This is a genomic window from Chromohalobacter sarecensis (genome assembly GCF_023061135.1).
GTDB classification, from domain to species: Bacteria; Pseudomonadota; Gammaproteobacteria; order Pseudomonadales; family Halomonadaceae; genus Chromohalobacter; species Chromohalobacter sarecensis.
Genome location: NZ_JAKGAN010000002.1, coordinates 509,853 through 524,912, shown reverse-complemented (window position 1 = coordinate 524,912; position 15,060 = coordinate 509,853). Strand labels below are relative to the sequence as shown.

General features: G+C 62.1%; 14 protein-coding genes. 2 read left to right on the top strand and 12 right to left on the bottom strand.

Features of this window, described 5'->3' with window-relative positions; all coding sequences use genetic code 11:
• Nucleotides 1–18: 18 nt before the first annotated feature.
• The 9 genes from mltG to L1071_RS05250 form a co-directional block, all read right to left on the bottom strand.
• On the bottom strand, nt 19–1,020 hold the full coding sequence (gene mltG / locus L1071_RS05290; RefSeq protein WP_246969567.1) for an endolytic transglycosylase MltG: 1,002 nt from the start codon (nt 1,018–1,020) through the stop codon (nt 19–21).
• A 14-nt stretch (nt 1,021–1,034) separates the two neighbouring features.
• Nucleotides 1,035–1,850: an aminodeoxychorismate lyase gene (gene pabC / locus L1071_RS05285; RefSeq protein ID WP_246969564.1), complete on the bottom strand. Its 816-nt coding sequence runs from the start codon at nt 1,848–1,850 to the stop codon at nt 1,035–1,037.
• 5 nt (nt 1,851–1,855) lie between these two features.
• Nucleotides 1,856–3,088, bottom strand: a complete 1,233-nt coding sequence (fabF, locus tag L1071_RS05280) for a beta-ketoacyl-ACP synthase II (protein ID WP_246969561.1) — start codon at nt 3,086–3,088, stop codon at nt 1,856–1,858.
• A gap of 173 nt (nt 3,089–3,261) precedes the next feature.
• Nucleotides 3,262–3,495 (bottom strand): acyl carrier protein, encoded by a 234-nt coding sequence (acpP, locus tag L1071_RS05275; protein ID WP_011506901.1) that lies wholly within the window; start codon nt 3,493–3,495, stop codon nt 3,262–3,264.
• Between the two features lie 98 nt (nt 3,496–3,593).
• Nucleotides 3,594–4,337, bottom strand: coding sequence for a 3-oxoacyl-ACP reductase FabG (fabG, locus tag L1071_RS05270; RefSeq protein ID WP_246969559.1), 744 nt, complete (start codon nt 4,335–4,337; stop codon nt 3,594–3,596).
• Nucleotides 4,338–4,357: 20 nt separating this feature from the next.
• Nucleotides 4,358–5,314, bottom strand: a complete 957-nt coding sequence (fabD, locus tag L1071_RS05265; protein WP_246969557.1) for an ACP S-malonyltransferase — start codon at nt 5,312–5,314, stop codon at nt 4,358–4,360.
• 5 nt (nt 5,315–5,319) lie between these two features.
• The gene (gene plsX / locus L1071_RS05260; protein ID WP_343315405.1) at nt 5,320–6,453 is read right to left on the bottom strand and encodes a phosphate acyltransferase PlsX; all 1,134 of its coding nucleotides are present in this window, start codon (nt 6,451–6,453) and stop codon (nt 5,320–5,322) included.
• A gap of 24 nt (nt 6,454–6,477) precedes the next feature.
• Entirely contained in the window at nt 6,478–6,648 is a 171-nt protein-coding gene (gene rpmF / locus L1071_RS05255; protein ID WP_040243667.1) for a 50S ribosomal protein L32, read from the bottom strand.
• Nucleotides 6,649–6,677: 29 nt separating this feature from the next.
• Nucleotides 6,678–7,205 carry a YceD family protein gene (locus L1071_RS05250; RefSeq protein WP_246969555.1) on the bottom strand — a complete coding sequence of 176 codons (528 nt, stop codon included), beginning with the start codon at nt 7,203–7,205 and terminating at the stop codon, nt 6,678–6,680.
• Between the two features lie 122 nt (nt 7,206–7,327).
• Here L1071_RS05250 and L1071_RS05245 point away from each other — a divergent pair, with 122 nt between their 5' ends.
• Nucleotides 7,328–7,909 carry a Maf family protein gene (locus L1071_RS05245; RefSeq protein WP_246969553.1) on the top strand — a complete coding sequence of 194 codons (582 nt, stop codon included), beginning with the start codon at nt 7,328–7,330 and terminating at the stop codon, nt 7,907–7,909.
• A gap of 16 nt (nt 7,910–7,925) precedes the next feature.
• Here the strand turns inward: L1071_RS05245 and sppA are convergent, their stop codons facing one another.
• Genes sppA through L1071_RS05230 form a run of 3 tightly spaced genes read right to left on the bottom strand, consistent with a single transcriptional unit; the run spans nt 7,926 to nt 10,714 of the window.
• Complete coding sequence (gene sppA / locus L1071_RS05240; RefSeq protein WP_246969550.1) at nt 7,926–9,005, bottom strand: signal peptide peptidase SppA; 1,080 nt, start codon at nt 9,003–9,005, stop codon at nt 7,926–7,928.
• Nucleotides 9,002–9,709 (bottom strand): HAD family hydrolase, encoded by a 708-nt coding sequence (locus L1071_RS05235; RefSeq protein WP_246969547.1) that lies wholly within the window; start codon nt 9,707–9,709, stop codon nt 9,002–9,004. Before L1071_RS05235 ends, sppA begins: the two co-directional genes overlap by 4 nt.
• Nucleotides 9,710–9,766: 57 nt before the next feature.
• Complete coding sequence (locus L1071_RS05230) at nt 9,767–10,714, bottom strand: RluA family pseudouridine synthase (RefSeq protein ID WP_246969544.1); 948 nt, start codon at nt 10,712–10,714, stop codon at nt 9,767–9,769.
• 727 nt (nt 10,715–11,441) lie between these two features.
• Between L1071_RS05230 and rne the strand changes: the two genes are divergently transcribed.
• The gene (rne, locus tag L1071_RS05225) at nt 11,442–14,954 is read left to right on the top strand and encodes a ribonuclease E (protein ID WP_246969541.1); all 3,513 of its coding nucleotides are present in this window, start codon (nt 11,442–11,444) and stop codon (nt 14,952–14,954) included.
• The last annotated feature ends 106 nt before the right edge of the window (nt 14,955–15,060 follow it).

Genomic DNA, 15,060 nt, shown 5'->3' with positions numbered 1-15,060 from the left:
GGCGATGGTCTACCCCGCTCAGCGGTTGAGAATGTAACGACGTACTGCGGCATTGTGCTCGGCCAGCGTACTGGAAAAGTGATGCGAGCCGTCGCCTTGGGCGACGAAATACAAGGCATCCCCCGGGGCCGGGTCCACGGCGGCCTGCAACGACCCCGCGCCCGGCATGGCAATCGGTGTCGGCGGCAGCCCGTCGATCACATAGGTGTTATAGGGCGTCTCGCGACGCAGATCGGCACGCGTGATGTTGCCATCGTAGTCCTCGCCCATGCCGTAAATCACCGTAGGGTCGGTTTGCAGCCGCATGCCGAGCTCGAGACGCCGCGTGAACACACCGGCGATCTGACGCCGCTCTTCCGGCACGCCCGTCTCGCGCTCGATCAACGAGGCCAGGATGAGCGCATCGTAGGCGCTATCGATAGGCAAGTCGTCACGCCGCTGCGCCCATACATCTTCCAGAGTGGTGGCCATGCGTTCATAGGCACGACGCAATACCTCAAGGTCTGTCATTCCCTTGTGATAGCGATACGTATCGGGAAAGAAACGTCCTTCGGGATGTTCGTCCTCATGCCCCAGGGCCGTCATGACCTCATCATCGCTCATGTCGCGCGTGCGATGCTCGAGCTTGGCGGCGGCATCCAGTTGGCGGCGCATCTGCGCGAACGTCCAACCCTCGGGAATGGTAAACCGATAGGAGACAACGTTGTCGCTGGAAAGTCGCGCCACCATCTCGTTGCCGCTCATTCCAGGGTCGAGCTCGAACTCGCCGGACCGCAGCCCGTTGACCTTGTCCGGTGAGAGCTGCGCCAGGACGCGATATGGCCAGGCGGCGTCGATGATGCCTCGCGCCTCCAGGTCCAGAACGACACGCGTGAACCCCGCACCACGCGGCACTTCGTAGATCGTCGTTTCATCGAGGGCCAGCGGGGCCGCCAGGCGGGATTGCCAATACTGATAGGCGCCCAGAAACACCACACAGGCCAATACCGCAATCCCTATGAAAACCTTCACCACTCGCATGTCGATACCTTATCTCACGCCTCATCGAAGGCGTCATGGGGATAGCCCAGCAATGGGTGGGCATGGTGTTGCAGATGTCGATGCACGGTGTCTACCGCCCATCGCTTCAGGCAGTTACCGTCGGCATCGTCCAGTTGTCTCAAGGGCCATACCCCCTGAACCGAATTGATGACCCAGGCCGCGTCGGCTTCCATCAACGCTTCGATTCCCGTTGCCCTCGTTGCGATCGGCAATCGCTCGCGCAAGGCCGCCAGCAGCGTGCCTTCCACGCCACATGCCGTCAGATCAGGCGTTTCGAGGGTGCCGTGACGCTGCCACACCAAGTTCATGCTGGTCGCCTCGACGAGACGATCGTGCTGATCGCACAACACGCCCTCGGCAATGTCGGCATCGCACCACTCACGACGCGCCATGACATTCTCGAGGCGATTGAGATGCTTGATGCCCGCCAGTAGAGGCTGCTGACCCAAGCGCAGCCGACACAGGCGAACGCGTACACCATCCCGCCAATGAGTAGATTGCGGCGTGAATGGCATACACCGCCAACGCAGCCGCGGTGCGGGTGATTCGGGGGAAGCATAGCCACGGCCGCCACTGCCACGGGTCACGAGCAGCTTGAGCACGTACAACCCAGCCCCCGCTTGCCCCGGCAAGCTCGCCAGGGTCTGCGCATCCGGCAACGGGATTTCCAGCCGCTCGGCACCGCGCGCCAGTCGCCGTAGATGCGCGCCCCATAATAAAGGCTGCCCATCACGCACGAGGACGGTCTCGAAGAGACCGTCCCCATAAGCGAAGCCGCGATCATCGAACGGTACTGCCTCGTCGGCCATGGCGTTTAAACGCGGCCGAAGATCAGCGATCCATTGGTGCCGCCAAAGCCGAAGGAATTCGACAGACTGTACGTGACTGGCATCTCGCGCGCCTCATTGGGCACGTAATCCAGTGTGCACCCTTCGTCGGGATCTTCGAGATTGATGGTCGGCGGCGCGACGCTATCGCGAATGGCAAGCACGCTAAAAATCGCCTCGACGGCGCCAGCGGCACCCAGCAGATGGCCGATCATCGACTTCGTGGAACTGACCGCTACGGACTTGGCGGCCTCACCCATGACACGCTCCACGGCCTGGCTTTCGGCGACATCGCCCGCCTGAGTCGAGGTCCCGTGCGCGTTGATGTAATCCAGCTGACCGGCATCGATGGCAGCGTCCTTGACGGCATTGCGCATGGCCATTTCCGCCCCGTGACCATTAGGCGCAGTCATGTGGTAGGCGTCATCGCTCATGCCAAAGCCCAGAACCTCGGCATAGATGGGCGCGCCACGCTGCTTGGCATGCTCGTACTCCTCGAGTACTAGCACTCCCGCACCATCGGAGAGCACGAAGCCATCCCGGTCGCGGTCCCAGGGGCGGCTCGCCGCAGCGGGATCGTCGTTACGCGTGGACAGCGCACGTGCCGACGAAAAGCCACCCAGGCCCAGCGGCGTGGTCGCCATTTCGGCGCCCCCACAGACCATGGCATCCGCATCGCCATAGGCGATAGTGCGTGCCGCGTAGCCGATGTTGTGCGTCCCCGTGGTACAGGCCGTGGTAATGGCGATGTTGGGTCCGCGAAAGCCATGCTGGATCGCCAAATTGCCGGAGATCATGTTGATGATCGAGCCGGGCACGAAAAATGGCGATATCTTGCGCGGGCCGCCGCGATTCAAGGCATTGTGATTATGCTCGATCATCGGCAGACCGCCGATGCCCGAACCAATCGCCACGCCGATACGATCGGCGTTCTCGCCATTGCCTTCCAGCCCGGCATCGGCGATGGCCTGACCCGCCGCCGCGATGCCGTACTGAATAAAAGTATCCATCTTGCGCGCTTCCTTGGGGTTCAGGTAGGGACTGATATCGAAGTCCTTCACCGAGCCGCCAAAGCGCGTATTGAATCCCGTGGTGTCGAAGTGGTCGATCAGTGCGATGCCGCTCTTGCCTGCCAGGATGTTGTCCCAGCTTTCCTTGACACTATTACCGACCGGGGTCACCAGGCCCAATCCGGTTACCACGACCCTTTTACGAGGCATCAGCTCTCCTCCAGACTTGCGAGTTGGCACGGCAGTGCCGTGTTTGGCGCGCATTATACCCGAAACACCGACGGGGTGGAGACCGCACGCATGCACAAACGACGAAGGCCGCCCTGATGACAGAGCGGCCTTCGCGAGTCGATGTCGAACCGGGCGACCCGGTACCGCTCTACTTACTGGTGAGCGACGACGTAATCGATCGCTTCCTGAACGGTCGTGATCTTCTCGGCTTCTTCGTCGGGAATCTCGGTGTCGAATTCCTCTTCGAGCGCCATCACCAGCTCGACAGTGTCCAGCGAGTCGGCGCCGAGATCCTCGGTGAAGGAAGACGTGTTCTGGATGTCTTCTTCCTTGACGTTCAGGCGCTCAGCCACAACCTTCTTCACGCGCTCTTCGATGGTGCTCATTCTCTTGTTACTCCTAGTGGTACGAATCCGCTAGCTCTGGAAAGCTGCGGGTAGTTTATAGACCGCTCCCAGACGACGCAACAGCGCCTAGGGAAGCGTCAACGCATATTCATGCCGCCGTTGACCTGCAGCGTCTCACCGGTAATGTAGCCGGCATTGTCGCTGGTGAGAAACCCCACGGCAGCGGCAATTTCCTCCGGGGCGCCCAGCCGCGATAGCGGAATCTGCCCCAGCAACGCTTCGTGCTGAGCTTCGGGCAATCCCTGCGTCATGTCAGTGGCGATGAACCCCGGCGCGACGCTATTGACGGTGATACCACGGGATGCGACTTCACGCGCCAGGGAGCGAGAAAACCCTTCCATTCCGGCCTTGGCCGCCGCATAGTTGGTCTGTCCCAGGTTGCCCATGCTGGCAACCACCGAACTGATACTCACGATACGCCCGAACCGCGCCTTGGTCATGCCACGCACGCATGCTTTGGTAACGCGATAAAGCGACTTGAGATTGGTATCGAGCACCGCATCCCACTCGTCTTCCTTCATGCGCATCAGCAGATTGTCACGCGTGATGCCGGCATTGTTGACCAGGATGGTCGGTGCACCGAACTCGTCACCGATCGCCTTGATCAGGCTCTCGACGCTGGCCTGGTCGGTGACGTCGAGCACACGCCCGGCGCCTTCGATATCATGCGCCTTTAGATCGGCATCGATATTGTCGGCGCCGGCCTGGCTAGTTGCCGTACCGATCACCACACGCCCTTGACGGCCCAGCTCACGGGCAATCGCCTGTCCAATGCCACGACTGGCACCGGTGACCAGGGCTATCCTGCGCTCGCTTGTCATCTGGCTCCCCGCATTCATCACTAAGACTGCTCCCCTTCGCTGCGCGCCAATTCCAGCGCGCTCTCCAGCGATTCGGGGTCATTAACGGCAAGCCCCTTGGCTTGGCGCTGAATTCGCTTGTTGAGCCCGGTCAAGACCTTGCCCGGCCCACATTCGACAAAGACCCGGGCGCCGCGTTCGTACATGGCATTGACGCAATCCGTCCAGCGCACCGGGCGATAAAGTTGCTCGACGAGACGCTGACTAAGCGTTTGAACGTCCTCATGCGCAAGCGCATCGACATTCTGAACCACCGTATAGCGCGGCGTTCTGAGATCGAGTCGGTCGATCTCCGCCGCAAGGCGCTCGGCGGCCGGCTGCATCAAGTTGCAATGCGAGGGCACCGACACCGGCAGCGGCAATGCCCGCTTGGCACCGGCTTCCTGGCACAAACCAATGGCGCGATCCACGGCCGCCTTGTTGCCGGCGATCACAACCTGTCCCGGCGCATTATAGTTGACCGCCGCAACCACTTCATCTTGCGCCGCCTCGCGGCACGCTGCCTCGACCGTCGCGTCATCAAGCCCCAGCACTGCGGCCATTGCGCCGCGGCCTTCGGGTACCGCCGCCTGCATTGCCTCACCGCGCAGGCGTACCAGACGCACGCCTTCTGCAAAACGGATGACGCCGGCACATACCATGGCGCTGTATTCACCCAGACTATGGCCCGCCATCACCACAGGGCGTGGGCCTTCGAGCTCTTGCCAGACGCGCCAGATCGCGACGCTAGAGGTCAACAGCGCAGGTTGCGTGCAAGCGGTAGCATTCAAAGCGCTTTCGGGGCCTTCTTGCACGACTTTCCAGAGGTCGTAACCTAACGCACCGGACGCTTCGTCGAACGTGGTCCGCACGACGCTATAACGCTCGGCCAGCTCCCTCAGCATGCCGACCTGCTGGGAGCCCTGCCCCGGAAAGACGAGGGCGAGGGATTGTGTCATGACAGTCACCTTTGAGGATGGGAGTCGTCGGGTTGAGCGTCGCTCGCTAACCCGCTATCCGCTCGGCCGCCACGAGGGTCGACCGAGTGGATAGCAGATTGGGGGCGCGACGTGTCACTCAACTCCCTTGCCAGATGCGAAGGCAGGTCCATGTCGACCTCGCGTACTGCGCGTGAAATGGCATAGGCAAACCCCTTGGCATCCGCACCACCATGACTCTTGACGACAATACCCGACAGCCCCAGAAGACTAGCGCCATTGTAGCGCACCGGATCGAGTCGCCGCTTGAGACGCAGTAACGCAGGCCGTGCCATGGCGCGCACCACACGCGTGGTCAGGTGCGCTTCGAAAGTCTCCTGCAAGCGCGCCAGCAACATCGTCGCCAGACCTTCGCTGGCCTTGAGAACGGCATTACCCACGAAGCCGTCGCAGACCACGACATCCGCCGCGCCGGAGAAGACGCCATCGCCTTCGAGGTAACCGATATACTCGAAGCCATAACCATCTCCATGGCCCGCCACGCCTTGGCGTAGATGCTCATCTGCCTCGCGTACGCTGGGCACGCCTTTATTGGCTTCGACACCGATATTCAAGAGCGCCACACGCGGCGTCGCCACATCGTCGATCACCCGCGCCATGATGGCGCCCATGCGCGCGAAATCCACCAGGTGACGCGCCTGGACACCGACGTTGGCACCCAAGTCGAGCAGATAACACTGCCCACCGCCCTGGGTGGGCACCGCCGTGCTGATGGCAGGCCGGGCAATGCCCTCGACCGTGCCCAATTCACGCCGCGCCAACGCCATCAGCGCCCCGGTATTTCCCGCGCTGACACAGGCATGCGCCTGGCCGCCGCGAACGCTCGCGATGGCACCCAGCATGCTCGATCCCTCGGCCTCACGCACAGCGTTCGCCACCCGCATGGCCTGTGAAATGACACGCGGCGCGTGCTGCAGGACGAGACGAGAGCGGTAGCCGGAAAGGCGTTTGGGGAGGGACTCTAGCTCGGCTTCCAAGGCATCGCGAGGGCCGTGCAACTGAATCTCGAGATTCGAGTGCATGGCGAGCGCCTGGAAAGAGCCTATGACGGTGGCGCGGGGACCCAAGTCCCCGCCCATCGCATCGATAGCGATTCGCACAGTCACGTGCGCGTCGACGACGTCTTAAACGTCGAAGACCTTGCGGCCACGGTAGAAGCCATCGGACGCCACATGGTGACGACGATGCGTGGTGCCGGTTTCCTTGTCCTGAGACAAGGTCGGTGCGCTCAACGCATCGTGGCTACGACGCATGCCACGCTTGGAACGGCTCTTGCGAACTTTTTGAACTGCCATGGGTTACACTCCAGAGTGTCAACGATGATTCAAAGTTTGCCTTTCAAGTTACGCAACACCTCGAAAGGGCTTGCTGGACGCTGTTCCGACACTTCGGCATCAGCGCCGCTTTCCAGCTGGTCGCGCGAAACGGCGCAATCCGCCTCGTCATGATAAACCACCTGCGGCAAGCTGAGGATGAGCTCATCCTCGACGACCGACAGAAGATTCAGCTGTTCGTTTTCCACCAAGACCGGCTCGTAATCGCTCGGCAACTCGCCCGCCAGGCTATCATCACTGACAAGACCCAACAGAAAGCGACTCTCCAACGTCACCGGCATGAACTCCAGACAGCGCCTGCAAGGCATCTGCACATGCGCCAGGAGTTGACCGTCCATGAGGCGCCGCCCTTGGGTATCGATATCGAAACTCAGGCGTACTTCGCAATCGCCCTGTTGCGCGCCGATTTCTTCGCCAAGACGCCGCATCGCATCAAGCGCCGCTAGCCCTTCGAGACGTTCGCGATTGGCAGCGAGCTTATATGGCTCGATCTGCTTGGGGAGTCGTGTGGTTAACATAGGCGCGCAATAATAGGGACTCACCCCGACGCTGTCAAAACAAGCGCACTGTACACAACCAGCCGGGCGCGGCAGACTGCAATTTGACGCGCCATACCGCCATCGTTTTTCCAGGAGACGCCATGACCCGCCTCGTCCTCGCTTCCGGCTCCCGTTGGCGCCGCCAGCTTCTCGACCGTCTCGAGCTGCCTTATGCATGGGCCGCGCCGGATATCGACGAAACCCCGCTCCCCCGCGAATCCGCCCAGGCCCTGGTGCACCGCCTCGCCTTGGGCAAGGCCACGGCGTTGGCCGGCGAATACCCCGAGCACTTGATCATCGGCTCGGACCAGGTATGCCTGTTCGACGGCGAGATACTCGGCAAACCCGGCGACATGGCCACCGCCCGCGCCAACCTGCGCCGCTTTTCGGGTCGCCATGTTCGCTTTGTGACCGGCATCGCGCTGATCGATACCGCCCACGCGCGCCATTGGGTCGATCATGAGCGTTACGACGTGGTGTTTCGCGAGCTCAGCGATACCCAGATCGAACGTTACGTCGAGAAGGAACGCCCGCTGGATAGCGCCGGCAGCTTTCGCATGGAAGGGCTGGGCATCACGCTCTTCGAACGTCTCGATGGACGTGACCCCAACACCCTGATCGGCCTGCCACTGATACGTCTATGTGAAATGCTGCGCGAGGCCGGCCTCGACCCGCTGGGCTGATACCGGCCTGTTGTCGTCATTGCACCTGATAGCGCACGGGCGACGCATTGCTGGAGACCCCGGCCCACTCAGCCGCGACACGCCCCAACTGGCGTGACAAGCGGCTCAAGGGATCGAGCGCAGGCGTATAATCGTGCAGCTGCACATCATCGAAACGCTCTCGGGACAATCCATCGAGACTCTCCAGACCGTCGATCAACCCCAGATCGAGCGCTTGTTCCCCGGTCCAGACCAGGCCTGAGAAAAGCCGGGGATCGTCGGCCAGGCGTTCGCCACGCCCGTCCTTGACGTCGTCGATGAACTGACGGTGCGTGGTATCCAGCACGTCCTGCCAGAACTGCTGTTGCTCATCGCGCATCGGAGAAAACGGATCGAGAAACGCCTTATTGTCGCCGGAAGTAAAGACCCGGCGCTCGATGCCCAGCTTGTCGATAGCTTCCTGCATTCCGAAACCGGAATAAATGACGCCAATGGAGCCCACCAGGCTCGCCGGAGCGGCATAGATATCGTCCGCCGCCGACGCCATGTAATAGGCACCGCTCGCGCCGATATCCTCGATTACCGCGATGACCGGCTTGTCGCCTTTTTCCGTCAAACGGCGCACTTCATCATAGACACGCTGTGACTGCACCGGGCTGCCGCCGGGACTGTTGATATGCAACACCACCGCCCGCGACGACGGCGCCTGCCACGCGGCACGCAAGCCCTCGATGATGCGCTCGGCACTGGCCTCGCCATCGGCATCGATGACACCGTCAACCTCGACGACACCCAGATGGGAAGCACCGACACCACCCGCCATGTCGCGACCAGAGAAGAATAATGCATACGCCGTCATCGCCAGCGACGACGCAATCAGCAGCACGACCACCAGACGAAAGAATAGCTTCCAGCGCCGCGAACGCCGCTGCTCGACGAGCACGCCATCGATCCAGCGATCGAGCATGCGCTGCTCGCGCAGGCGCCGCAGCTCACGCAAGCGCTCGGGGTCGCTGGTCGCCTCTTCGTCAGACTCGTCAGTCGAGCGGCGTTCCCGCGGCGCACGTCCGACCTCGGGGGCCTGCGTCCAGGCATCATCGTGTTTATCGTCACTCATGAGATTTCACTCTGCTTCACGTTGCCCGGTCCTGTATCACATACGCCATCGTGATCCACATACAACCAATCCATCAACGCCGGGAACGTATCGGCCATCAGCATCGGTTCGCTACGCGCCAGACGCTCGCGCGCATGCACGCCATAAGTCACCGCCACGCGGTCCATACCCAACGCCCGCGCCATTTCCATGTCGTACTCGGTATCGCCGACCATCAACGCCTCTTCTGGCGCCAAGCGCATCTCGGCCAGCAACTCTTCCAGCATGCGCGGATGCGGCTTGGACAGCGTTTCGTCGGCCGTACGACTCGCGTGGAACCATTCGCCACTACCCGTGCTCGTGAAGATACGCTCCAACCCACGGCGGCTCTTGCCGGTCGCCACTGCTAATCGCATGCTCGACTCACCCCGCAGACGCGCAATGCCGGATACCACGCCATCGAAGAACTGCATCGGCTCGCGCTCGGCGGCAACGAAGTGTGCCGCATAACGCTCGCGCAAACGCTCACGCTGCGCCGGCGTCATTCCAGGGCATAATTTGGCGATGGCTTCCGGCAGCCCCAGCCCGATGATGTCGCACACGGCCGCGTCCGACAGCGGCGCCCAGCCGACATCCTGAGCGGCTGCTTGCATGCAGGCGACGATCCGCGCCGCAGAATCCATCAGGGTGCCGTCCCAGTCGAAAATCACTAAACGATAGCGCAAACCACTTTCCTCCTACCGGCGTTATTCGATGCCGCACCCTCGCGGCCCATGAGCCAATCAATTGGCACGGCGCGCCCTCGCCAACACCGCTTCCAGCGTTTCCCCCAGCGGCGCTTTGACGTGTACCGGGCGCCCACTCGAAGGCTCGGGAAAGGTCAAGGCATGCGAATGCAGGAACAAGCGTTCGAGCTTCAACTCACGCGCCAAACGTGCGCCCTCGCGGGTACCGTACTTGTCGTCCCCCAACAATGCATGTCCGGCATGCGCGGCATGCACGCGAATCTGGTGCGTACGCCCGGTCACCGGCTCGACCTCGATCAGCGTGACGCGCGAGAACGCCTCGCGCACGGCGAAGCGCGTACGCGACACCTTGCCCTGGTTATCGACACGCACGCGCCGCTCGCCGTTGCCAGCATTGAAGCGATCGAGCCGGGCACTGACGAACTCGCGCCGCGTCGGCCAGCGTCCCTGGACCAGGGCCAGATACTGCTTATCCATCTGATGGGCCTTGAGCGCCTGATTCAAGGTCACCAACGCCTCGCGAGACTTGGCCAGCAACAGACAACCGGAGGTGTCTCGGTCCAAGCGATGCACCAACTCCAGGAAATCGAGATCGTCACGAACTTGGCGCAGCGCCTCGATCAACCCGATCTTCACACCACTACCACCATGCACGGCGAGGCCTGCCGGCTTATTGAGCACCAGCCAGTCAGGGCCCTCGACCAGCACGCTGCCTGCCAGCAGATTGCGCAGCCCGTCACTGACTTCGCGCACGGCTTCTTCGGGCGCCAGACGTAACGGCGGTATGCGCACCATGTCGCCCAGCACCAGACGGTAGTCCGCCTTGACCCGCTTCTTGTTGACGCGAATCTCACCCTTGCGCACGATGCGATAGATCAAGGATTTGGGTGCCCCCTTGAGCCGCGTACGCAAGAAATTGTCGATACGTTGCCCGACCTGCCCTTCGCTTATTTCCACCCACTGTACGTCGCGGCCTTCGGCCATGCGCACCCTCTCCTTTACGATTCGCCACCGAATTGTCGCCACTTGACGCCGATCGACATTCTACCGCAGCGAGACCGACTTGACGCCAATTGCTGCGTTATCGCTTTACTGTTATATTCGGAGCTCGCTCTAATGGGCATCAAGCGCCCGTCAGTTGCGCCTGCTTTGCAGACACGCAGGCCCGAGCGAAGAACATGACATCCCCGCTGGCGGCGACATCATCGCCGCACTAGGGGAAGCGAACGTTTGGAACGCCATGCCCGCCAGGGGCGCACGATATGTTCGGCGCCACCACACGGGGTGACATAAACACCGTGCCGGGGCCGGCGTCGCCGAATCGATTTATTGCTAGCTGTCTGGCGGATGACCGCAGGGCCGGACGGGCACACTCCCGCCGGGACACGTCCTGCCTCCGCCGCGTACTCAACATGCTCTTACAGTGTTCAGGGATGTATACGACAGGATCGATACGAACGGGATAACGAAGTTGAACACCCCTCGAAGCGCTGGCGGGCCCCCTCGTCCACCGCATTCGGCGGCCATCATCACGCGCATCGTTCCCTCCGGGCGATGACGACCGTTGGTATGCCTGTCTTGTCGCCCACGGCCTCCGGGTCGCCACGACATCGTCACGACATGCACTGAGCACAAGCATGCAAGCAAACGATTCGACGCGCCGTTTCCACGCCTTGTCGTTAGACCGGCACGCCTAGTCAGTGAGACTTGCATGAAACGAATGCTCATCAATGCGACACAGCCCGAAGAGCTGCGCGTCGCGCTCGTCGATGGACAACGCCTGTACGACCTCGACATCGAATCCGGCGCCCGGGAACAGAAAAAAGCCAACATCTACCGAGGCCGCATCACACGTATCGAGCCCAGTCTCGAGGCTGCCTTCGTCGATTTCGGTGCCGAGCGCCACGGTTTTCTCCCGCTCAAGGAAATTTCGCGGGAGTACTTCAGCAAAGAACCTTCCGGACGTCCCAACATCAAGGAAGTCCTCAAGGAAGGCCAGGAAGTCATCGTCCAGGTCGACAAGGAGGAGCGCGGCAACAAAGGCGCCGCGCTGACCACCTTCATCAGCCTGGCTGGGCGTTTCCTCGTATTGATGCCCAACAATCCCCGTGCCGGCGGCATCTCGCGGCGCATCGAGGGCGACGACCGCGCGCAGCTCAAGGATGCGATGGGCCAGCTTACCGTTCCCGACAAGATGGGCGTCATCGTGCGCACCGCCGGGATCGGGCGTTCTCCCGAGGAACTCCAGTGGGACATGGACTACCTCGTGCAGGTCTGGGAAGCGATCACCGAGGAAGCCGGCAAGCACAGCGCGCCCTTTCTCATCTACCGCGAGTCCAACGTCATCATCCGCGCCATGCGCGACTACCTGCGCCATGATATCGGCGAGGTCCTGATCGACAGCCCCGAGGTGCACGAGGAAGCCCTGCATTTCATTCGTCAGGTCATGCCCTCCTACCAGAGCAAGATCAAGCTTTACGCCGACGATGTGCCGCTGTTCTCGCGCTTCCAGATCGAGTCGCAGATCGAGACCGCCTATCAGCGTGAAGTCAAGCTGCCCTCCGGCGGCGCCGTGGTCATCGACCACACCGAGGCCCTGGTGTCCATCGACATCAACTCGGCGCGCGCCACGCGCGGCAGCGACATCGAGGAAACCGCGCTACAAACTAACCTCGAAGCCTCCGACGAAATCGCACGTCAATTGCGCCTTCGCGATATCGGCGGCCTGGTGGTCATCGACTTCATCGACATGACGCCGGCCAAGAATCAGCGCGAAGTGGAAAATCGTGTCCGCGATGCGCTCAAGCTCGATCGCGCTCGCGTGCAGATCGGACGCATCTCGCGTTTCGGCCTGATGGAAATGTCGCGCCAACGCCTGCGGCCCTCGCTCGGCGAAACCAGCGGCGTGGTCTGCCCGCGTTGCAACGGCCAAGGCACCATCCGCGATGTACGCTCCATCTCGCTGTCCATCATGCGTCTCATCGAAGAAGAGGCCATGAAGGAACGCAGCTCGCAGATTCGCGCGGTTCTCCCGGTACCGGTGGCAACCTACCTGCTCAATGAAAAGCGCAGCGTGCTCAACGACATTGAGCAGCGGCAAGGTGTTCAGGTCGTACTTTTGCCCAATCCCGACATGGATACGCCGCATTACGACATGCAGCGCCTGCGCGACGATCAGGTCAATGAAGAAGACGGCCAGCGTTCGAGCTTCGAATTGGCGACCGAGACCGAACATACTCAGGAACCCGATCCAGCGTTCGACAAGCCGGCGCAGCGCGCCGAAGCTGCCGTCAAGAGCGTCGCACATAACGCCCCTGCGCCTACTTCGCTGCAGACCGATACCGAGTCCCAGGACAAGTCGAGCGCTGCGAGCGCCACGCCGAGCGCCGCCACAACGCCTTCGAAAGCCGCTGAAAGCGGACTTTTCTCACGCATGGTGAAGGGGCTCGGCAAGCTGCTCAACGGCGACGATAGCGCCGCCTCGACACAGGGCTCCGCATCCGGTGCCGAGTCGCCAAAGCGCGCGGCCAGCAAGTCGTCCACGGCGAATTCCTCGCAACAGCGCAACCGTACTGGCAACAGCCAAGCGGAACGCTCAGACGACAAGAAGACCGCCGACAAGCAGCAGCGTCAGACGTCCCGCGACAGCGATGATACGCGCCGTGATACGACGTCCAGCAGTGGCAACAGTAGCCGCAATGGCAACAATAACCGCCGGCGTCGTAATGGCGAGGAATCACAAGAGCGCCAGGCATCGCGCAACGAAGGCCGCCGCGAAGAAAGCAACGGCTCGCAGTCCAATCGCAATTCGCGGTCCTCGCGTGGCGCCGGTAAGTCCAACAATGCCGAGCGTAGCGACAATGCCAATAGCGGCGACAACACGCAGCAAGAGACGCGCAACACGCGTAACGACGCTCGCAACGAAGCCCGTAATGCCGGTAAATCCAACAAACCCCGCACGGACAACAAGGACCCCAAGGCCAACAAGCCCAAGTCGGAGTCTGCCTCACAAGCGACGTCCGAGGACAAGGCCTCTGAAAAGCCCTCTCCGGCGAAAGACGACACGCCGAAGGCAGACAGCAAGCCGAAGCGCACGCGCAACAACCCGCGTCAGCGCAGCCGCAAGCATGCCGTGAATCCGCAAGCCGTCGCCGAGCAGGAAAAACTGCAAGCGCAACAGCAGGAAGCGCCAAGCGAACCGGCACAAGATGCTCAAAGTGACACCGCTAGCGCCGCGCCCTCGCCCGCCAAGCCGGCAGAAGACAAAGCGAGTGCCAAGCCGAGCGAGACCGCATCGTCTGCAGTGACCGAAGCGCCTTCCGATGCAGCGTCGCAGTCTCACGAGGCGCAGACTGCGGCCACGGCCGAGCACGCTAAGACGGACGACCGCGATTCGGTGGACACTCCCCGTACAGACGCAACGAAGCCGTCATCCCCGGTCGAGGCACCGGCAGCCGATAGCGTCACCGCCGATTCGAAAGACGACGCAGCACAGGTCGACTCCACGGAGCCGAAAGCGGACAGCGCCGAACGTTCCGCCGCCCAAGCGGTGCCGGAAGACGTTTCCGCTGATGGCTCTCCACAAGCGCCCGCTGATAATTCTCCAAAAGCGCCCGCTGATGTCTCTCCGGCACAGGCACCGACGCAAGTCGCTCCGAAGGATGCCGGCGAAGCCGCCGAAGCAGCCCCCAAGGAGGAAAGCGGCATAGCTTCTCAAGCCGAGAAGCACGCCGCGCAGACCAGCGATGCACCGGTCGCGGCAGACGAGCAAGACGCGCCGTCTACGCCCACCGAGCCCCTCGCGGCTCAGGCGAGCGATGACAAGCCGGCCATCGATGACGTGACGCCGTCCTCGCAACCTGAGGACGATAACGTCGCCATCACCGATGCAACCGCCGCGACGACGCCCTCGAGCAGCGCCGAAGAACAGGCAAGCTCGACTTCGGCCCCGACGCCGACTGAGGCGCCCAAGGCCGAAACGCCGGCCTCGATCGACGCACCGGCCAGCACTAAGGAAACGTCCGCGACGCCGGCCGAATCTCCGGCACCGACGGACACGCCTCGCGCCGAGGAGGCATCCGCTCCGGCAGCTACGACCACGGTCGCGTCACAAGCGCCCCAGGAAACGGCCACGCCACGTCAGCGTCGTCGCGCCCACAACGACCCACGCGAACAGCGTCATCGTCTCCAGGAAAATCTCTTCCGCGGCGACGACAACGCCTAAGCACCCCAGGCGGTCGACCGGCCGCCTTGCAGTCACAAAAACGCCTGAAGGATTCCTCCTTCAGGCGTTTTTTTATGGTCGCGTCACCTTGACGCCCGATAATGCA